This window comes from Lentzea jiangxiensis, from assembly GCF_900104175.1.
In the GTDB taxonomy this organism is placed as follows: Bacteria; Actinomycetota; Actinomycetes; order Mycobacteriales; family Pseudonocardiaceae; genus Lentzea; species Lentzea jiangxiensis.
Map to the genome: position 1 here is coordinate 379,891 of NZ_FNIX01000001.1, position 18,030 is coordinate 397,920.

Consider the following 18,030-nt stretch of genomic DNA (forward strand, 5'->3'; position numbering starts at 1 on the left):
CCGGTCTGAGAAGATTTCGTCCGTGTCCACGGAGAACGCGCCCGCAGAAGGTGTCACCGCGCCCGCCAAGCGCCCCCGCGTCCTGTCCGGCATCCAGCCGACGGCCGGGTCGTTCCACCTCGGCAACTACCTGGGTGCGGTGCGGCAGTGGGTGGCCCTGCAGGAGGCGCACGACGCGTTCTACTGCGTCGTCGACCTGCACGCGATCACCGTGGAGCAGGACCCGAAGGTCCTGCGCCAGAACACGCGCGTCTCGGCCGCGCAGCTGCTCGCCCTGGGCATCGACCCGGACCGCGCGACGCTGTTCGTCCAGTCCCACGTCCCGGAGCACGCCCAGCTCGGCTGGGTCATGCAGTGCCTGACCGGGTTCGGCGAGGCGTCGCGGATGACGCAGTTCAAGGACAAGTCCGCGCGCCAGGAGCAGTCCGTCGGCGTGGGCCTGTTCACGTACCCGATCCTGCAGGCCGCGGACATCCTGCTGTACCAGGCGCACTACGTGCCGGTCGGCGAGGACCAGCGCCAGCACCTGGAGCTGACGCGCGACCTCGCGACGCGCTTCAACTCCCGCTACGGCAAGACGTTCCGCCTGCCAGAGCCGTACATCGTCAAGGACACGGCCAAGATCTTCGACCTGCAGGACCCGACCTCGAAGATGAGCAAGTCGGTGCCCGGCGGTGTCGTGGAGCTGCTGGAGGACCCGAAGCGCTCGGCCAAGAAGATCCGCTCCGCCGTCACCGACACGGGCCGCGAGATCCTATTCGACGCCGAGAACAAGCCGGGTGTGTCGAACCTGCTGACGATCTACTCGGCGCTGACCGGCCGCACGGTCGAGTCGCTGGTCGCCGACTACGACGGCAAGGGCTACGGCGACCTGAAGAAGGACCTGGGCGAGGTCTTCACCGAGTGGGTCACGCCGGTCCAGCAGCGCGTGAAGACGTACCTCGACGACGTGGCGTCGCTGGACAAGATCCTGGCCCGCGGTGCCGAACGCGCCCGCGAGGTCGCCGCCGGCACGCTGCGCCGCACGTACGACAAGATCGGCTTTGTTCTGCCCGAGTAGTGCGCTTGCACTAGCGTCTCCGCCGTGGACAAGTGGCGGCGGAAGTACGCGTGGTTCGACCACATCATTCGTGCGTACGAGCGCTACGACCAGAGGTACGGCGCGCAGCACGCCGCTGCGGTGACGTACTTCAGCGTGCTCTCGCTCGTGCCCATCCTGATGATCGGGTTCGCCGTCGCCGGTTTCGTGCTGCAGTCGCAGCCGGACCTGCTGGCGTCGCTGCGGCAGAGCATCGCCGAGGCGGTGCCGGACGCCCAGCTGCGCGAGCAGATCAACGAAGCCGTGGACACCGCGCTGGACTCCAAGGGCACCGTCGGCGTCATCGGTCTGCTCGGTGCCTCCTACTCCGGTCTCGGCTGGATGAGCAACCTCCGCGACGCCCTGACGGCGCAGTGGGGCCAGGCGAAGGGGGAGCTGCCGTTCCTCGGCACGCTCTGGCGCGACGTGCTGTCGCTGGTCGGCTTGGGCCTCGCGATCGTGCTGTCGTTCGGCATCACGGCCCTCGGCACCGGGTTCGCCGAGCTGGTCCTGCGCTGGATGGGGCTGGAGGACGCCGGCTGGGCGCACGTCCTGCTGCGGATCGGCACGATCGTCCTGTCGCTGCTCGCGAACTGGCTCGTGTTCCTGTGGGTGCTCTCCCGGCTGCCGCGCAAGCCCGTGGGGTGGCGCAGCGCGATCCGCGGGGCGTTCGCCGGCGCGGTCGGGTTCGAGCTCTTGAAGCAGACGGCGACGGTCTTCCTGTCGTTCACGACCAAGTCGCCGACCTCGGCCGCGTTCGGCTCGGTCATCGGTGTGCTGGTGTTCGCGAACCTGGTGGCGCAGTTCATCCTGTTCATCACGGCCTGGACGGCCACCGCGCGGGAGAACCAGGAGCCGGAGGTCGTGAAGGCGCCTCCGCCCGCAGTGATCCAGCCCGTGGTGTCGGTGCGGCAGGGGCCCTCCCCGTCGCTGATGCTCGGAGCGGGCGCGCTCGCGGGTGCGCTGCTCGGCTTCCGGTGGCGCCGCAAGTAGGCCCGGACGCTCCCCGAACGAGAACGGCCCCGGCGCGAGTGCGCCGGGGCCGTCGTCTCGCGTGCCTCAGAAGCCCTGTGCCGCCTGCTGCTGGGCCTGACGGCGTGCCCGTGCCGCCTTGGCCCGCTTGTTGCGGACGAAGAGGACCAGGCCGGCCAGGAGGCCGAGGCCCGCGGCCGCCGTGATCGGGAGGCCGACGGTGCCGAACGCGGTCGGCGTCGGGCGGCCCGTCTTCGAGTCGACGACGGCCTCGTCGCCCGCGTCGGTGTTCTGCTGGGTCGGGACGACGTTCGGCTTCGGCTGCGGGGCGCCGTCGACGAGCTTGCCGACACCGCCTGGGCCCATCGCGAAGCCGTAGTCGAGCAGCTTCGCGGCTTGGGCGTCGATGCGCGTGGGCGTCTGCTGCCCGCGCAGCAGGACCACGACGAGACGGCGGCCGTTGCGCTCCGCGGCACCCACGTAGGTGTGCTGCGAGTCGTCGGTGAAGCCGGTCTTGCCGCCGAGCGCGCCCTGATAGCTCGTGAGCAGGCGGTTGTCGTTCTGCAGCATGATCGTTCCGCCGTTGCGGCCGGGGAACTGCGACTGCTGCAGCTTGATCGCCTGCGCGAACTCCTCGTACTTCATCGCGCCGCGGAAGATCAGGGCGACGTCGTAGGCCGACGTGCTGGTGCCGGGGCCGTCGAGGCCGGACGGCGTCACGGCGCGCGTGTCGAGGGCGCCGAGCTCTTTGGCCATCGCGTTCATCTTGCGCAGGGCGTTCGGCACGCCGCCGAGCTGGCGGGCCAGCGTGTGCGCCACGTCGTTGCCCGAGGTGAGCAACAGGCCGTGCAGCAACTGGCGGACCGTGTACTGGCCGCCGTCGCGCAGGCCGATGCAGGTGCACTCCTGCTGGGTGTCCTCGGCGCTCGCGGTGACGACCAGGTCGCCCCGCAGCTCCTTGGCGACGACCATCGCGAGGAGCACCTTCATGATGCTCGCCGGGCGCTGACGGCCGTGCGGGTCGTACGCGGCGAGGACGGCACCGCTGTCCATGTCCGCGAGCAGCCACGTCGCCGCGGTGATGCCGCTGGGCGGCTGCGCCGAGTTCGGCGGCAGGATCAGTCCGCACTCGCCGAGGCGGTCACCACCGATGGGCTTCTCCGGCACCTCGAGCGGCGTCGGGGCCTTCTGGCCGGGAGCCGGCTGCTCGGACGTGTCCACCGGCGGCGGCGGGGTCTCGCGGTTGGCGCACTGCGCCGTGCCGGCGGCCTGCTGTGCGGTGCCGGTCGGTGCGGCGAACGCGGCGGTGGCCGTTGCTAGGACCAGGGCGACGATGAGCCGTTGGGTGAAGGGCACGCCTCCAGGCTATCCACCCCCGTTTAGAGCCTTGCACGCACCACGTCCGATACTGGTCGCCGTGAAGCTCTCGCGCCCGATGTCACTCTTCCTGGTGGCTTTCGGGGTGTGGTCGTGGGTGATCTGGCCCACGTTCCTGAAGAACATCTGGAAGGACCCCCGTTCGTTCGGCGACGGACCTACCGCGTTCTTCACCGTGCACCTGGTGCTCGTGATCGCCTCGCTCGTCTTCGGCACCGTCATCGGTGTCCTGGGCGTGCGCGGTTACCTCGCCACCCGACGTCGATAAGGACAACGCTGTGGAGTTCGTACGCCTGCTGCTGGTGTTCCTGCACCTGCTGGGCATGGGCATGCTCGTCGCGATGATCATGTTGCAGGCCAGGGCCGGCAAGGACGCGCCGGTCAACAAGGGCTGGCTGCACGGCGCCGCGCTGCAGCTGCTCACCGGCATCGCGCTGGTCGGCATCGACCCGCTGGTCGACTCGGTGGCGTACGACCACGTCAAGATCGGCGTCAAGCTGCTGGTCGTGGTCGCCATCGCCGCCGTCGTCGCGATCAACGTGAACAAGCCGAAGGCGCCGTCCTGGCTCCTGCCGACGGCCGCGTCGCTCGTCGTCCTGAACGTGGGAATCGCCGTCTTCTGGACCTGATCGGGCGGTGTCGCCCGCACTGGCGGGTGACGTGGGCCTGCTTGCCGAGCGACCTGCCACACCAGCGCGCACCATCCGTGGCATGTCACGTATCGCCTATATCGGTGTGCTCGCCGCCGGCGCGGTGTTGACGGTCGTCGCACTGCACGGTGCCGCCCCGGAAGCCGCGGCCTCCGGGGATGGCCAGGTGTGCGCCGCTGCGTGGTGCTCGCAAGAACGCCCGGACTGGCGCGCGCCGTCGCCGCGAGGTGAGGACCCTCCGTCGTCGTCGACGCCCACGACGACTTCGAAGACCAAGCACACGAAGCCCTCCACGACCACGTCCACCACTACTACGACCACGTCGTCGACCGATACCTCGTCGACGACCAGTCCGTCGACCTCGACGTCCACGACGTCCTGGTCGACGACCTCGTCCACGACGACGCCGGTGACCACCACCACGTCCGGCACCACGTCCGGCACGACGACGACCACCACGTCGCACACCAACCCGCACACGTCGACGACCAAGAACATCGTGGCGCCTCCGGTGCACCACCAGGACAACCACCTGGCCAACACCGGCGCCTCGACCCCGTGGATGCTCCTGCTCGGCGTGCTGCTCCTCGTGGGCGGCGCGGCACTGCTGACGATCGAGCGCGCCAGGCGGCTCACCCGCCGCTGACTGTCGGTGTTCCTCGTCACACTGATGACGTGCGAATCGAACACCTGCGTGAACGCAGCGATCTCGGCGTCATCCGGCGCCCTGAAGTCCCTGGGCGTCTCGAACCCCTGGCGGCAATGCGCCGCGGGCGGGCCGTGGCAGCGCATGTACCCCGGTGTCGTGCTGCTGCACAACGGCCCGCCCACCCCGGACCAGCACCTGACCGCGGCCCTGCTGCGCGCGGGCCCGGGAGCCGTGGTGACCGGCGCCGAAGCCTGCCGCCGCCACGGTCTTCCCGCCCGCGGCCAGGAGATCCACCTCCTGGTGCCGGGCTCCGCGCTCGGCAGCGGCCGCCTGGTCCTCGAACGCGCGTGCCCGGTGCCCCCGGCTTCGGACGTGGGCGTCTTCCCCCGTCGTGTCCTGCGCCCGAGCCGTGGTCGACGCGTGCCGCCGGTTGTCGCGCCGCATCCGGCTCACCACCGCGCACTGGAACGTCACGCTCGCCAGCGCTGACGGCGTGATCATCGGCCGCCCGGACGCCTGGTACGACGACGTGGGACTCGCCTGGGAGATCGACTCGCGGGCGTTCCACTACGGGCCGCGTGACTACGAACGCACCCTGGCTCGCAACAGCCGGTACGCCGCTGCCGGGATCCTGGTGGTGCAGACGTTGCCAGCGCGGTTGCGGGACAACCCGGAGGCGGTGGCAGCGGAGCTGGAGAAGGCGCATCGGGCGGCGGCCGCTCGGCCTCGGCCTCCGGTGCGGATCGTGGAGGGGAGCTGACCGGGGCCGCGTCGGTACGGCCTGCGCGTCGAGGTGCGCGTGCCGGAGGCGCTGTCGGGTGTTCGATGCCGGGCTGGTGAGCGCGGACGCCGGGTGGCGTGGTGAGGCGGCTACCGCTGCCGTCCGCTCGCTGCTGCTGTGCTGCCGCCCGACCACGTCCCGGCAGGCGCGCGCCCCAAGTCCACGCACCCCGCGCCACGGAGCGCCGAGCCCCACCATCCCGCACAAAGGCGAGGCGCCGCGCCCCCACCGGGAGCGCGGCGCCTCGAAGCACCCGAGAAGAACCTCAGACGCGCTTGAACAGCAGCGCCCGCTTCACTTCCTGGATCGCCTTCGTCACCTGGATGCCACGAGGGCAGGCGTCGGTGCAGTTGAACGTGGTGCGGCACCGCCACACGCCGTCGATGTCGTTGAGGATGTCGAGCCGCTCCTCAGCGCCCTCGTCGCGCGAGTCGAAGATGAACCGGTGCGCGTTCACGATCGCGGCGGGCCCGAAGTACGAGCCCTCGGTCCAGTAGACCGGGCACGACGTGGTGCAGCAGGCGCACAGGATGCACTTCGTCGTGTCGTCGAACCGCTCGCGGTCGGCGACGGACTGGATGCGCTCGCGCGTCGGCTCGTTGCCGTAGGTCACGAGGTACGGCTTGACGGCGCGGAACGCCTCGAAGAACGGCTCCATGTCGACGAGCAGGTCCTTGTTCACCGGCAGGCCCTTGATGGGCTCGATGGTGATCGTGGTCTGCTTGTCGCCCTTGAGCAGCAGGTCCTTCAGCAGGACCTTGCAGGCCAGGCGGTTGACGCCGTTGATGCGCATGGCGTCCGAGCCGCAGATGCCGTGGGCGCAGGAGCGGCGGAACGTCAGCGTGCCGTCCACGTACCACTTGATGTGGTGGAGGAGGTTCAGCACCCGGTCCGAGGGGAGGGCGGGGATGTCGAACGAGTCCCAGCGCGGCTCGTCGTCGACCTCCGGGTTGAACCGGCGGATCTTGACGGTGACCGTGACAGCGCCGTCCGGAACCGGCGGCTGGGAGCCGCGCGAGCCAGCAGTGGTTTCAGCGGTGGCGGTCATCAGTACTTGCGCTCCATCGGCTTGTACCGGGTAAAGGTCACGGGCTTGTAGTCGAGGCGGATGTCCGCCGACAGACCCTCGCCCTGCTTGTAGAACATGCTGTGGCGCATGAAGTTCGTGTCGTCGCGGTTCGGGTAGTCCTCGCGGGCGTGGCCGCCGCGGGACTCCTTGCGCGCCAGGGCGCCGACGACCAGGACCTCGGCGAGCTCCAGCAGGAAGCCGAGCTCGACGGCCTCCAGCAGGTCCGTGTTGAAGCGCTTGCCCTTGTCCTGCACGGAGATGTGGGCGTAGCGATCCTTCAGGGCCTGCACGTCGTGCAGGGCCTGCTTCAGCGTGTCCTCGGTGCGGTACACGGACGCGTTGGCGTCCATGGTGGCCTGCAGCTCGGTGCGGATGTCCGCCACGCGCTCCTGGCCGTGCTCCGACAGCGCCAGCGCGACCTGGGCCTCGACGGCCGCGGCCGGGTTCTCCGGCAGGTCCACGTGCGACTCGCGGGACAGCGCGTACTCCGCTGCGGCGATGCCGGCGCGGCGGCCGAAGACGTTGATGTCCAGCAGCGAGTTCGTGCCCAGGCGGTTCGCGCCGTGCACGGAGACGCAGGCGCACTCACCCGCGGCGTAGAGGCCGGGAACGACGTTGTCGTTGTCCCGCAGCACCTCGCCGTGGATGTTCGTCGGGATGCCGCCCATCGCGTAGTGCGCGGTCGGGTAGACCGGGACGGGCTCGTGCACCGGGTCGACGGCCAGGTACGTGCGCGCGAACTCGGTGATGTCCGGCAGCTTCGTCTCGAGGACCTCGGCACCGAGGTGCGTGCAGTCCAGGAGCACGTAGTCCTTGTTCGGGCCGGCGCCACGGCCTTCGAGCACCTCGAGGGCCATCGAGCGGGCCACGATGTCGCGCGGCGCCAGGTCCTTGATGGTCGGGGCGTAGCGCTCCATGAACCGCTCACCCGAGGCGTTGCGCAGGATCGCGCCCTCGCCTCGCGCGCCCTCGGTCAGCAGGATGCCGAGACCGGCGAGGCCGGTCGGGTGGAACTGGTAGAACTCCATGTCCTCCAGGGGCAGGCCCTTGCGGAAGACGATGCCCATGCCGTCGCCGGTCAGCGTGTGGGCGTTCGACGTGGTCTTGAAGACCTTGCCGAAACCACCCGTGGCGAACACGACGGACTTGGCCTGGAAGACGTGGATCTCGCCGGTCGCGAGCTCGTAGGCGACGGCGCCGGTGCAGACCGGGCCGTTCTCCGTCTCGGTCAGGCAGATGTCGAGCACGTAGAACTCGTTGAAGAACTCGATGCCGTGCTTGACGCAGTTCTGGTAGAGCGTCTGCAGGATCATGTGACCGGTGCGGTCCGCGGCGTAGCAGGCGCGGCGCACGGCGGCTTCACCGTGGTTGCGCGTGTGGCCGCCGAACCGGCGCTGGTCGATCTTGCCCTCGGGCGTGCGGTTGAACGGCAGGCCCATCTTCTCGAGGTCGAGGACCGCGTCGATGGCCTCCTTCGCCATGATCTCGGCGGCGTCCTGGTCGACCAGGTAGTCGCCGCCCTTGATCGTGTCGAAGGTGTGCCACTCCCAGTTGTCCTCCTCGACGTTGGCCAGGGCGGCGCACATGCCGCCCTGGGCCGCGCCGGTGTGCGAACGCGTGGGGTAGAGCTTGGTGAGCACCGCGGTGCGGGCGCGCTGGCCGGACTCGATCGCCGCGCGCATTCCGGCACCACCAGCGCCGATGATGACTACGTCGTACTTGTGGAACTGCATTGTGGTGGGCTCCCCGCGCGGGTCAGTTCGAGATGTTCGGGTCGAAGGTGAAGATCACGAACGTGCCGAGCGAGATGATCAGGACCATCGACACGTAGAGCAGCATCTTCAACCAGAACCGGGTGGAGTCCTTGCGGGCGTAGTCGTTGATGACCGTGCGCACGCCGTTGCCGCCGTGGATCTGCGCGAGCCAGAGCATCGCGAGGTCCCAGAACTGCCAGAACGGAGACGCCCAGCGACCGGCGACGAAACCGAAGTTGATCTTGTGGACGCCGCCGTCCAGGATGTTCATGATGAACAGGTGGCCCAGGACCAGGACCACGAGCAGCAGGCCGGAGAGGCGCATGAACAGCCAGCTGTAGAGCTCGCCGTTGCTGCGGCGCGCCGAGGGGCGGCGGGGCGAGCGGGGCTTGTCGAGTGCGAGGGACATGGCTCAGTGACCCCCAAGCAGGTCGGAGATCGTGCGCTCCATCATGAAGTAGAAGCCGGGGATCATCACGAGCACCCAGACGCCCAGCACGGTCCAGAGCATGGCCCGCTGGTACTTGGCGCCCTTCTCCCAGAAGTCCACCAGCATGACGCGGATGCCGTTGAGGGCGTGGTAGAGCACCGCGCCGACCAGGCCGACCTCGAAGAGGTTGACGACCGGGTTCTTGTAGGTCTCGATCACCGCGTCGTACGCGTTGGGGGACACCCGCACCAGGGCGGTGTCGAGCACGTGGGTGAAGAGGAAGAAGAACGTGAGGACACCGGTGATCCGGTGGGCGACCCAGGACCACATGCCCAGATCACCGCGGTAGAGCGTCCCACCCCCTCGGGTGGTGCCCGACCGCTCGGGTGCGCCTGCGCTGGTCATGCGCCGCGGCCTCCAACGTCAGTGGTGGTGTGGTCGGCGAATAAATCCGTTCTCGTCCGACCATGACCGGAAAATCCTAGTCCCGCACGTTGGAACACTCCCAGCAGGCGCACCCGCTCTGTGATCGATGAGACATGCTGTCGATCCTCCAAGCGGTCTTTATCGATCCGGAAATGCGGTCCACGCCACAACCGGCCGGCGGTTCGGTCTCCGCGTTGGACCAGGTCGCCACCGTCGGCAAGGGCATTTGCCACCTGTCGCACGACGAGTAACCGGTCATTGGTTCAGCTGCACCGCAGCGTTCGTTGATCATCGAAGCACATCGGTGGGTGCCGTTGGGCCGTTTGGACGACGATTGGAACCGAGAAGCGGCGGAACGGGACTTTTCGCCACGGGGTGAACACGAGTGATCACCTCTCGTGCGGCCTAAGCGTCGAATGCGTAACCGATAGGGGTCTTTGTAGGTGCTGGCGGCAACGGGGTTGGTTACTAAGAGGTACGGTGCCGCGTCTAGGACCCAACAACGTCGTTGGGGAGGAACCTCAGGGAGGAGACGAGCCGTGCGTCGTCGTATGCGTGGTGTCGCGGTCGCCGCGATCGCGTTGACCAGCGTGATGACTATGGCCGCCTGCGCGAAGGACTCGGGTGGCGGCAGCAACAACGGGAGTGCCGGTACCGGCGCCGCCTGCGAGTTCGCCGAGGCTCCGTCCGCGCCCGCCACCTCGAACACCAGCGCCGCCAACGGTGACAAGGTGGACGCGAGCGCGCTGAAGATCGGTCTGGCCTACGACATCGGTGGCCGTGGCGACGCGTCGTTCAACGACTCCGCCGCCGCCGGTCTCGACAAGGCCATCGCGGACATGGGCGTGAAGAAGGAGAACACCCGCGAGCTCTCCGCCGCCCCGAACGAGGACGAGTCCGCCAAGCAGACCCGTCTGCGCCAGCTGGCGTCCGAGGGCTTCAACCCGATCATCGGTGTCGGCTTCGCCTACGCCGAGTCGCTGAAGGTCGTCGCGCCGGAGTTCCCGAACGTCAAGTTCGGCCTGGTCGACTCGGCCGTCGAGGGTGCGACCAACGTCACGCCGCTGCTCTTCGCCGAGCAGGAGGGCTCCTTCCTGGCCGGCGTCATCGCCGCGTACCAGAGCAAGAAGTGCCACGTGGGCTTCGTCGGCGGCGTCGAGATCCCGCTGATCCAGAAGTTCGAGGCCGGCTACGTCCAGGGTGCGACGACCGCCGCCCCGAAGGTCAAGGTCGAGAAGAAGTACATCACCCCGGCCGGTGACTTCACGGGCTTCCAGGACGCGCCGAAGGGCCAGGAGGCCGCGAAGGGCCAGATCGACAAGGGCGCCGACGTGATCTACCAGGCCGCCGGTGCGTCGGGCAAGGGCATCTTCTCGGCCGCCAAGCAGGCGAACGCGCTGGCGATCGGCGTCGACTCCGACCAGTACAACCAGGCGACCGTCGCCGACACCAAGGACGTCATCGTCTCGTCGATGCTCAAGCGCGTCGACGTCGCGGTCTACAACTTCGTCAAGGCCGTCGCGAAGAACGACCTCGCGTCGCTGCCGAAGGTCTTCGACCTGAAGGTCAACGGTGTCGGCTACTCCACGTCGGGTGGCAAGATCGACGCGAAGCTGCAGGGAATCCTCGAGGGCTACAAGGCCCAGATCATCGAGGGCAAGATCCAGGTCAAGGACAAGCCGTAGTCCGAAAGCCACACACCACCGGGCCCTGTGAGGATCTGCCCCTCACAGGGCCTGGTGCGTGGTAGGAGGAGCACTCGACGATGAGCAGTTCCACGTCCGCACGGACGGACGATCCCCCCGCTGTGGTGCTCACCGGCATCACCAAGCGGTTCCCCGGTGTGGTCGCCAACAGCGACGTCCACCTGACCGTCCGCCGTGGCGAGGTGCACGCGCTCTGCGGTGAGAACGGTGCCGGCAAGTCCACCCTGATGAAGATCCTCTACGGCATGCAGCCGCCGGACGAGGGCACCATCGAGGTGAACGGCGAGCAGGTGCGGTTCCGCACGCCGTCGGACGCCATCAAGGCCGGGATCGGCATGGTGCACCAGCACTTCATGCTCGCCGACAACCTCACCGTCCAGGAGAACGTCGTCCTGGGCGCGGAGGCGTTGCACGGCATCGGCCAGAAGGCCCGCAAGCGCATCATCGAGCTCTCCGGCAAGACCGGGCTGAACGTCGACCCCGGCGTGCTCGTCGAGCAGCTCGGTGTCGCCGACCGCCAGCGCGTCGAGATCCTCAAGGTGCTCTACCGCGGCGCCAAGGTGATCATCCTGGACGAGCCGACCGCCGTGCTCGTGCCGCAGGAGGTCAACGAGCTCTTCGACACCGTCCGCGGCATGCAGGAGCAGGGCTACACGTTCCTGTTCATCTCCCACAAGCTCGACGAGGTCCGCGCGATCGCGGACTCGGTCACGGTGATCCGCCGCGGCACGACCGTGGGCAGCGCGGACCCGAAGACCGTCTCGTCGCGGCAGCTGGCCGAGATGATGGTCGGCAGCGAGCTGCCCAGCCCGGAGACCCGCGAGTCCACCGTGACCGACAAGGTCGTGCTGGACGTCCGGGGCCTGAAGCTGATGACCCCCGACGGCTCGCGGCCGATCCTCGACGACGTCGACCTGGTGGTCCGCTCCGGCGAGGTCGTCGGCATCGCCGGTGTCGAGGGCAACGGCCAGACCGAGCTCGTCGAGACGGTCATGGGCATGCGCAAGGCCGGCAGCGGCACGATCACGCTGCTCGACGCCGACCTCACGAAGCTGGGCACGCTCGCCCGGCGCGAGGCGGGCATCGGCTACGTGCCGGAGGACCGCCACCGCCACGGCCTGCTGCTCACGCAGCCCCTCTGGTACAACCGGATCCTCGGCTACCAGACCCGCAAGCCCACGTCCAAGGGCATCTGGCTCGACACCGACGGCGCGAAGAAGGACACCGAGCGGATCGTCGCGGACTTCGACGTCCGCACGCCCGGCATCGACGTGCCCGCCGCCGCCCTGTCCGGTGGGAACCAGCAGAAGCTGGTGGTCGGCCGCGAGCTGTCCGGCGACCCGAAGCTGCTGATCGCCTCCCACCCGACCCGCGGCGTGGACGTCGGCGCGCAGGCGCTGATCTGGGACGAGATCAAGCGCGCCCGCGCCGCCGGTCTCGCGGTGCTGCTGATCTCCGCCGACCTGGACGAGCTGATCGGCCTCTCGGACACGATCAAGGTCATGCTGCGCGGCCGCCTGGTGGCCGACGCCGACCCGAACACCGTCACGCCCGAGGACCTCGGCAGCGCGATGACCGGTGCGGGTGCGACGAGTGCTTCCGTGCAGGAGACCGGCACCGCGCACGGAACCGCGGTAGTTGAGGAAGGCGCGAACTGATGGGACACCTGCGCGGCAAACTCCTGCCGCCCGCGTTGGCGATCGTCTTCTCGATGCTGCTGTGCGGCGTGGCGCTCGTCATCTCCGGCGCGAACCCGCTCAGCGCGTTCGGCGCGATGGTGACGCAGGTCGGCAAGGGCTCGACGCTCGTCGACATCGTCAACTCGACGGGCATCTACTACATCGCGGCGCTCGCGGTGGCGATCGGGTTCCAGATGAACCTGTTCAACATCGGTGTCGAGGGCCAGTACCGCGTCGCGGCCGTCATCGCGGCCGTCGTCGGCGGCTCGATCGCGCTGCCCCCCGGCATCCACACGCTGGTGATCATCGTCGTGGCGGCGCTCGCCGGTGCCGCCTGGGCCGCGATCCCCGCGATCCTCAAGGTGACCCGGGGCGTCAACGAGGTCATCTCGACGATCATGATGAACGGGCTGGCGATCGGACTGTCCGCCTACCTGATCCGCCGGGACGTCTTCGGTGAGCTGCGGGGCAACAACATCCGCACCGCCGAGATCCCGGAGAGCGGCTGGATGCCCGGCATCAGCTTCGGCGGCGGCGGCACGATGTTCGGCTTCATCTTCGTGGCCATCGCCCTGGGCGTCGGCTACTGGGTGATGATGAACAAGACCCGGTTCGGCTTCGAGCTGCGGGCCTCGGGCGAGTCGTCCACCGCCGCCTCGGCCGGTGGCGTCAACGCCAAGAAGATGGTGCTCGTCTCGATGCTGCTCTCCGGGGCCATCGCGGGCCTCATCTCGCTGCCGGAGCTGCTCGGCCGCGACCACACGTTCAGCCTGAACTTCACCGCGGGCATCGGCTTCTCGGGCATCGCGATCGCGCTGCTCGGCCGCAACCACCCCGGTGGCATCGCTTTCGGCGCGCTGCTCTGGGCGTTCCTCGACAAGTCGGGCCTCGCGCTCGACAACGTCGGCGTTCCCAGGGAGATCGTCACCATCATGCAGGGCTCGATCGTCCTGTCGGTCGTCGTCGCCTACGAGGTGGTGCGCCGCTTCGAGCTCGCCGCCGAACAGCGCCGCGTCGGCCGCGAGCTCGGAACTGTCGGAGGTGCCGCGTGATCACGACGATGGAGGAGAAGCCCCACGTCCCGGCGGCGCCTCGCAAGCGCAAGATTCCCGGCTGGGCGGTCGGCGTGCTCGGCGTCGCCGGCGCGATCGTGCTGCTGTCGACGACGTCGTACATGACGGGCTTCCCGCAGCTCACGTCGTCCGGCACGACGCAGACCGCGGTCCGCCTCGCGCTGCCGATCCTGCTCGCCGGTCTCGGCGGTCTGTGGGCGGAACGCGCCGGTGTGGTCAACATCGGTCTCGAAGGCATGATGATCATGGGCACCTGGGGCGCGGCGTGGGCCGGCTACCAGTGGGGTCCGTGGGCCGCGGTCGTCGCCGCCGTCGTGTTCGGCGCGCTGGGCGGGCTGCTGCACGCGATCGCGACGGTCACGTTCGGCGTCAACCACATCGTCTCCGGTGTGGCGATCAACCTGCTCGGCGCCGGCCTGACGAAGTACCTGTCGACGCTGATCTTCCTGCCGCTGTCGAACAACCCGCGGCAGTCGCCGCCGGTCACGCCGTTCGACACTTACTCGGCGGCGGGCTTCGCCGACTGGCTGGGCGAGCTCGAGGCGGGCCAGCGCGTGTTCATCTCGGACGTCGCCGGCATCCTGCGCGGCCTCGTCACCGGCGTCTCGCCGCTGACGATGCTCGCGATCCTGCTGCTGCCGCTGTCGTACTACCTGCTCTGGCGCACCCGCTTCGGCCTGCGCCTGCGCTCGGTCGGCGAGAACCCGCACGCGGCGGACTCGCTGGGCGTCAAGGTGTACTTCCACAAGTACGTGGCCGTGATCGTCTCCGGTGGTCTCGCCGGTCTGGGCGGCGCCGCGCTGGTGCTGAACCCCGGCCAGCTGTCCTACCTGGAGGGGCAGACCGGTGGCCGCGGCTACATCGGCCTCGCCGCGATGATCTTCGGCAACTGGCGGCCCGGTGGCCTGCTCGGCGGTGCGGCGCTGTTCGGCTACGCCGACGGCCTGCAGCTGCGCTCGGGCGGCGAGACCGTGCTCGGCCTCGTCTACGGCGTGGTGATCCTGCTCGGCGTGATCGTGGTGTGGCAGCTGGTCCGCCGGAAGTGGTTCTCCGCCGCGGCCGCGATCGTCGTCGCCGTGCTGCTGTACCTGCTGTACGTCAGCCTCGACGAGATCCCGAGCGAGTTCGTCTCGTACGCGCCGCACATGGTGACGCTGGCCGTGCTGGCCGTGGCGTCGCAACGGCTGCGGATGCCCGCGGCCGACGGCCTGGTGTACCGCCGTGGCTGAGGTCGACTGGGACCTGCTCCGGGCACGGGCGGTGGAGGCGGCGTCGTTCGCCCACTGCCCGTACTCGGGACTGCAGGTCGGCTCCGCGGCCCTGTGCGACGACGGCCGCATCGTGACCGGTTGCAACGTCGAGAACGCCTCCTACGGGGTCGGGCTCTGCGCCGAGTGCGCGATGGCGGGCCAGCTGCAGCTCACGGGCGGCGGCCGGTTCGTCGCCGTCGCCTGCCGGTCCGGTGCCGGTGAGCTGCTGATGCCGTGCGGGCGGTGCCGTCAGGTGCTGTACGAGCTGGGCGGTCGCGACTGCCTGGTGGACACCCCGTCCGGGATCCTGCCGATGTCGTCGGTGCTGCCGGACGCGTTCGGACCGGAGGACCTGCCATGAGCCTTTCCGCCGTGGACGTCATCCGCGCCAAGCGCGACGGCCGTGCGCTGTCGGACGCGGAGATCGACTGGGTCGTCGACGCCTACACGCGCGGCGCCGTCGCGGACGAGCAGATGTCCGCGCTGGCGATGGCGATCTTCTTCAACGGCATGACCGCCGCCGAGACCGCGCGCTGGACGCAGGCGATGATCTCGTCGGGTGAGCGGCTGTCGTTGCACGTCGACCGCCCGACCGTGGACAAGCACTCGACGGGCGGCGTCGGCGACAAGATCACGCTGCCGCTGGCCCCGCTCGTCGCCGCCTGCGGCGCTGCCGTGCCGCAGTTGTCCGGTCGCGGCCTCGGCCACACCGGCGGCACCCTGGACAAGCTGGAGTCGATCCCGGGGTGGCGGGCCGCCCTGTCCACCCGCGAGATCCTCGACCAGCTGTCCTCGGTCGGGGCGGTCGTGTGCGCCGCCACCGAAGGACTCGCGCCGGCGGACCGCAAGCTCTACGCGTTGCGGGATGTCACCGGGACCGTCGAGGCCATTCCGCTGATCGCCTCCTCGATCATGTCGAAGAAGATCGCCGAAGGTGCCGAGTCGCTGGTGCTGGACGTGAAGGTCGGCTCCGGCGCGTTCATGAAGGACCTGCCGTCCGCCCGCGCCCTCGCCGAGGCCCTGGTGGCCATCGGCGTCGAGCACGGCGTGCGGATCTCGGCCCTGCTGACGGACATGTCCGTGCCGCTGGGCCGTGCCGTCGGCAACGCGGTCGAGGTGGCCGAGTCCGTCGACGTGCTGCGCGGCGCTGGTCCCGCCGACGTCGTCGAGCTGACCGTGGCGCTCGCGTCGGAGATGCTGTCGCTGGCCGGGATCTCCGCCGACCCGGCCGCCGTGCTGGCCTCCGGCGAGGCGTACGAGGTGTGGGCGCGGATGATCCGGGCCCAGGGCGGCGATCCGGAAGCTCCGCTGCCGGTCGCCGCGCACCGCCACGTCGTGGAGGCACCGGCCTCCGGTGTGCTGTCCACTTTGGACGCCTACGGCGTCGGGGTGGCGGCGTGGCGGCTCGGTGCCGGCCGGGCGCGCAAGGAGGACCCGGTGCAGGCCGGTGCCGGCGTGCTCTGCCTCGCCAAGCCCGGCGACGTCGTCGAGGCCGGGCAGCCGTTGCTGGAACTGCGCACCGACACCCCGGACTCCGTCGCCGGCGCCCTGCAGGCGCTGGAAGGCGCCTACTCCGTCACGGACTCCGCGCCGGAGCGGTCGCCGCTGGTGATCGACACCATCCGGGGCTGAGCGGCGCTAGCCGACGAGCGAGCCCGCCAGGGGCGACCTGTCCTGCTTCCACAGCACGCACAGGACCTCCTGGCGGCCCGGCGCGGTGACGTCCTGGTAGGCGTCCCACTCCTTCTGCGTGGGGATGAGGCCGGTGAAGCCCAGCGGCTCCTCGATCTTCGGCTCGATCACCTTGAACTGCTCGGTGCAGTAGTTCTTCGTGAAGTCCGCCAGCCACTCCACACCGGGGTACGGCGAGTCCTTCGGCTTGTCCCACATCGGGGTCGCGGCCGAGAAGAGCTGGATGCCGTGCGGGCCGTCGCACGGCACGTCCGACCTCACCGGCGAACCCTGGGTGAGGAAGTCCTTGGCGCACTGCGTGCCGGAGATGTTCCACTCGGGCACGTCCCCGCCGCGGCCGAACGTGGCGATGCGGCGGGACGGCAGCGGCGCGCCAACCGGGAGCTGCGAGGCCTCGGTCCACTGGGTGGAGTTCTGCTCGCCGGACGCGGAGTTCGTGGTGCTCGGGCCGGCAGTGGCGGTGTCCTGCGGCTTGAAGGCCTGGTATCCGGCGAACGCCGCGCCCGCGAGCACCACGGCGCTGAGCGCGATCGCGCCGGCCACGACGAGCTTGTTCTTCTGGCGACCGCTGTTCTTCTTCCGCGGCAACGGAACCGGCGCCGTGCCCTGCACGATCGCGACCAGCATCTGACGTGCCTGGGGCGCGGTCAGGCGGTGCGCGGGGTCGACCGTGAGCAGCCCGCGGATGACCTGCGCCAGCGCGGGCGAGGCCAGCCGGAGCACCGGCGGCTCGTTCATGACGGCGTGCAGCGTCGACGCCGTGGACGTCCGCTCGAACGGGCTGATGCCCTCGACGGCGTTGGCGATCGTGACGCCGAGCGCCCACAGGTCCGACGCGGGCGAGGCCTCCCAGCCGCTCAGCCGGTCCGGCGACATGTACGCCGGCGACCCGACGATGCCGCCGTTGTGGGTGAGCCGCGGGTCGTCCGCCGCCTGCGCGATGCCGAAGTCGGTGAGCTTCACGGCCCCGTCCGGCCGCACCATGATGTTGCTGGGCTTGACGTCCCGGTGCACGATCCCTGCCTGGTGCGCGGCCTCCAAAGCCCCCAGCACCTGCAACGCGACCCCGGCCATCCAGGTGGAGTCGCGCGGCCCGTGCCGCTGCACGATGCTGGCCAGGTCGAGCGCGTCGACCAGTTCCATCGCGAGGTAGGTGCGCCCGTCCTCGCGGACGACGTCGTAGACGGTGACGACCGCCGGGTGGTTCAGCCTGCCCGCGGTCCGCGCCTCGCGGAGCATGCGCTCCTCCAGCACGGTGCGTTCCTCGGCGGCGATGCCCTGCGGCGGGTGCAGCTCCTTGAGCGCGACCGCGCGGCCCAGCAGCTGGTCCTGGGCGCGCCACACGACACCCATCGCACCTCTGCCGAGCTCGGCGAGCAGGGTGTAGCGGTTGGCGACGACTCGCTGTTGCTGCTGCACGGACTACCCCTTCTGGACGCCCCCC

The 18,030-nt window shown here is 69.6% G+C and carries 21 protein-coding genes; 14 read left to right on the forward strand and 7 right to left on the reverse strand.

The window, feature by feature from the left end; translation table 11 throughout:
• Positions 1 to 22: 22 nt before the first annotated feature.
• Both trpS and yhjD read left to right on the forward strand, forming a co-directional pair.
• A complete protein-coding gene (gene trpS / locus BLQ91_RS02040; RefSeq protein WP_090094827.1) occupies positions 23 to 1,060 on the forward strand; it encodes a tryptophan--tRNA ligase in 1,038 nt (345 codons plus the stop codon).
• Between the two features lie 24 nt (positions 1,061 to 1,084).
• Positions 1,085 to 2,071, forward strand: a complete 987-nt coding sequence (gene yhjD / locus BLQ91_RS02045) for an inner membrane protein YhjD (protein ID WP_090094828.1) — start codon at positions 1,085 to 1,087, stop codon at positions 2,069 to 2,071.
• Between the two features lie 66 nt (positions 2,072 to 2,137).
• Here yhjD and BLQ91_RS02050 read toward each other — a convergent pair whose 3' ends face one another.
• On the reverse strand, positions 2,138 to 3,406 hold the full coding sequence (locus tag BLQ91_RS02050; protein WP_090094829.1) for a D-alanyl-D-alanine carboxypeptidase family protein: 1,269 nt from the start codon (positions 3,404 to 3,406) through the stop codon (positions 2,138 to 2,140).
• A 61-nt stretch (positions 3,407 to 3,467) separates the two neighbouring features.
• Between BLQ91_RS02050 and BLQ91_RS02055 the strand changes: the two genes are divergently transcribed.
• On the forward strand, positions 3,468 to 3,695 hold the full coding sequence (locus BLQ91_RS02055) for an SCO4848 family membrane protein (protein WP_090094830.1): 228 nt from the start codon (positions 3,468 to 3,470) through the stop codon (positions 3,693 to 3,695).
• 10 nt (positions 3,696 to 3,705) lie between these two features.
• Entirely contained in the window at positions 3,706 to 4,056 is a 351-nt protein-coding gene (locus BLQ91_RS02060) for a hypothetical protein (RefSeq protein WP_090094831.1), read from the forward strand.
• 96 nt (positions 4,057 to 4,152) lie between these two features.
• Here BLQ91_RS02060 and BLQ91_RS02065 read toward each other — a convergent pair whose 3' ends face one another.
• Entirely contained in the window at positions 4,153 to 4,575 is a 423-nt protein-coding gene (locus tag BLQ91_RS02065; RefSeq protein ID WP_090094832.1) for a hypothetical protein, read from the reverse strand.
• Between the two features lies 1 nt (position 4,576).
• Between BLQ91_RS02065 and BLQ91_RS40995 the strand changes: the two genes are divergently transcribed.
• The 3 genes from BLQ91_RS40995 to BLQ91_RS42415 are packed head-to-tail and all read left to right on the forward strand — an operon-like array spanning position 4,577 to position 5,486.
• Positions 4,577 to 4,723, forward strand: a complete 147-nt coding sequence (locus BLQ91_RS40995) for an LPXTG cell wall anchor domain-containing protein (protein WP_176959532.1) — start codon at positions 4,577 to 4,579, stop codon at positions 4,721 to 4,723.
• 48 nt (positions 4,724 to 4,771) lie between these two features.
• Positions 4,772 to 5,215, forward strand: a complete 444-nt coding sequence (locus BLQ91_RS42410) for a hypothetical protein (protein ID WP_245732987.1) — start codon at positions 4,772 to 4,774, stop codon at positions 5,213 to 5,215.
• 4 nt (positions 5,216 to 5,219) lie between these two features.
• Positions 5,220 to 5,486: a hypothetical protein gene (locus BLQ91_RS42415; RefSeq protein WP_245732988.1), complete on the forward strand. Its 267-nt coding sequence runs from the start codon at positions 5,220 to 5,222 to the stop codon at positions 5,484 to 5,486.
• Positions 5,487 to 5,772: 286 nt separating this feature from the next.
• Here BLQ91_RS42415 and BLQ91_RS02075 read toward each other — a convergent pair whose 3' ends face one another.
• From BLQ91_RS02075 to sdhC, 4 genes are read right to left on the reverse strand one after another with little or no spacing between them, the layout of a single operon-like run.
• On the reverse strand, positions 5,773 to 6,555 hold the full coding sequence (locus BLQ91_RS02075; protein WP_090094833.1) for a succinate dehydrogenase iron-sulfur subunit: 783 nt from the start codon (positions 6,553 to 6,555) through the stop codon (positions 5,773 to 5,775).
• Positions 6,555 to 8,309, reverse strand: coding sequence for a succinate dehydrogenase flavoprotein subunit (gene sdhA, locus BLQ91_RS02080; protein ID WP_090094834.1), 1,755 nt, complete (start codon positions 8,307 to 8,309; stop codon positions 6,555 to 6,557). The genes BLQ91_RS02075 and sdhA overlap by 1 nt, the downstream gene beginning before the upstream one ends.
• A gap of 22 nt (positions 8,310 to 8,331) precedes the next feature.
• Positions 8,332 to 8,739 carry a succinate dehydrogenase hydrophobic membrane anchor subunit gene (locus BLQ91_RS02085; RefSeq protein ID WP_090094835.1) on the reverse strand — a complete coding sequence of 136 codons (408 nt, stop codon included), beginning with the start codon at positions 8,737 to 8,739 and terminating at the stop codon, positions 8,332 to 8,334.
• 3 nt (positions 8,740 to 8,742) lie between these two features.
• Positions 8,743 to 9,165 carry a succinate dehydrogenase, cytochrome b556 subunit gene (gene sdhC / locus BLQ91_RS02090; RefSeq protein ID WP_090094836.1) on the reverse strand — a complete coding sequence of 141 codons (423 nt, stop codon included), beginning with the start codon at positions 9,163 to 9,165 and terminating at the stop codon, positions 8,743 to 8,745.
• 134 nt (positions 9,166 to 9,299) lie between these two features.
• Between sdhC and BLQ91_RS41000 the strand changes: the two genes are divergently transcribed.
• From BLQ91_RS41000 to BLQ91_RS02120, 7 genes are all read left to right on the forward strand, one after another.
• Positions 9,300 to 9,437, forward strand: coding sequence for a hypothetical protein (locus BLQ91_RS41000; RefSeq protein WP_176959533.1), 138 nt, complete (start codon positions 9,300 to 9,302; stop codon positions 9,435 to 9,437).
• A 300-nt stretch (positions 9,438 to 9,737) separates the two neighbouring features.
• Complete coding sequence (locus tag BLQ91_RS02095; RefSeq protein WP_090094837.1) at positions 9,738 to 10,871, forward strand: BMP family lipoprotein; 1,134 nt, start codon at positions 9,738 to 9,740, stop codon at positions 10,869 to 10,871.
• An 80-nt stretch (positions 10,872 to 10,951) separates the two neighbouring features.
• Positions 10,952 to 12,550: an ABC transporter ATP-binding protein gene (locus tag BLQ91_RS02100; RefSeq protein ID WP_090094838.1), complete on the forward strand. Its 1,599-nt coding sequence runs from the start codon at positions 10,952 to 10,954 to the stop codon at positions 12,548 to 12,550.
• Positions 12,550 to 13,623 (forward strand): ABC transporter permease, encoded by a 1,074-nt coding sequence (locus BLQ91_RS02105; RefSeq protein WP_090094839.1) that lies wholly within the window; start codon positions 12,550 to 12,552, stop codon positions 13,621 to 13,623. The genes BLQ91_RS02100 and BLQ91_RS02105 overlap by 1 nt, the downstream gene beginning before the upstream one ends.
• A gap of 8 nt (positions 13,624 to 13,631) precedes the next feature.
• A complete protein-coding gene (locus tag BLQ91_RS02110) occupies positions 13,632 to 14,873 on the forward strand; it encodes an ABC transporter permease (RefSeq protein ID WP_090095921.1) in 1,242 nt (413 codons plus the stop codon).
• On the forward strand, positions 14,866 to 15,255 hold the full coding sequence (locus BLQ91_RS02115) for a cytidine deaminase (protein ID WP_090067213.1): 390 nt from the start codon (positions 14,866 to 14,868) through the stop codon (positions 15,253 to 15,255). Before BLQ91_RS02110 ends, BLQ91_RS02115 begins: the two co-directional genes overlap by 8 nt.
• Positions 15,252 to 16,526 carry a thymidine phosphorylase gene (locus BLQ91_RS02120; RefSeq protein WP_090094840.1) on the forward strand — a complete coding sequence of 425 codons (1,275 nt, stop codon included), beginning with the start codon at positions 15,252 to 15,254 and terminating at the stop codon, positions 16,524 to 16,526. Before BLQ91_RS02115 ends, BLQ91_RS02120 begins: the two co-directional genes overlap by 4 nt.
• Before the next feature lie 6 nt (positions 16,527 to 16,532).
• On the opposite strand, the gene BLQ91_RS02125 is transcribed toward BLQ91_RS02120, so the two are convergent.
• The gene (locus BLQ91_RS02125; RefSeq protein ID WP_245732990.1) at positions 16,533 to 18,005 is read right to left on the reverse strand and encodes a serine/threonine-protein kinase; all 1,473 of its coding nucleotides are present in this window, start codon (positions 18,003 to 18,005) and stop codon (positions 16,533 to 16,535) included.
• Between the last annotated feature and the right edge of the window lie 25 nt (positions 18,006 to 18,030).

Bases quoted from the DNA above. Each gene is read 5' to 3' on its own strand.
- BLQ91_RS02065 (WP_090094832.1), bottom strand. From the start codon at position 4,575: ATGTTCTTGGTCGTCGACGTGTGCGGGTTGGTGTGCGACGTGGTGGTC.
- BLQ91_RS02075 (WP_090094833.1), bottom strand. From the start codon at position 6,555: ATGACCGCCACCGCTGAAACCACTGCTGGCTCGCGCGGCTCCCAGCCG.
- sdhA (WP_090094834.1), bottom strand. From the start codon at position 8,309: ATGCAGTTCCACAAGTACGACGTAGTCATCATCGGCGCTGGTGGTGCC.
- BLQ91_RS02085 (WP_090094835.1), bottom strand. From the start codon at position 8,739: ATGTCCCTCGCACTCGACAAGCCCCGCTCGCCCCGCCGCCCCTCGGCG.
- sdhC (WP_090094836.1), bottom strand. From the start codon at position 9,165: ATGACCAGCGCAGGCGCACCCGAGCGGTCGGGCACCACCCGAGGGGGT.
- BLQ91_RS41000 (WP_176959533.1), top strand. From the start codon at position 9,300: ATGCTGTCGATCCTCCAAGCGGTCTTTATCGATCCGGAAATGCGGTCC.
- BLQ91_RS02095 (WP_090094837.1), top strand. From the start codon at position 9,738: ATGCGTGGTGTCGCGGTCGCCGCGATCGCGTTGACCAGCGTGATGACT.
- BLQ91_RS02100 (WP_090094838.1), top strand. From the start codon at position 10,952: ATGAGCAGTTCCACGTCCGCACGGACGGACGATCCCCCCGCTGTGGTG.
- BLQ91_RS02105 (WP_090094839.1), top strand. From the start codon at position 12,550: ATGGGACACCTGCGCGGCAAACTCCTGCCGCCCGCGTTGGCGATCGTC.
- BLQ91_RS02110 (WP_090095921.1), top strand. From the start codon at position 13,632: ATGGAGGAGAAGCCCCACGTCCCGGCGGCGCCTCGCAAGCGCAAGATT.
- BLQ91_RS02120 (WP_090094840.1), top strand. From the start codon at position 15,252: ATGAGCCTTTCCGCCGTGGACGTCATCCGCGCCAAGCGCGACGGCCGT.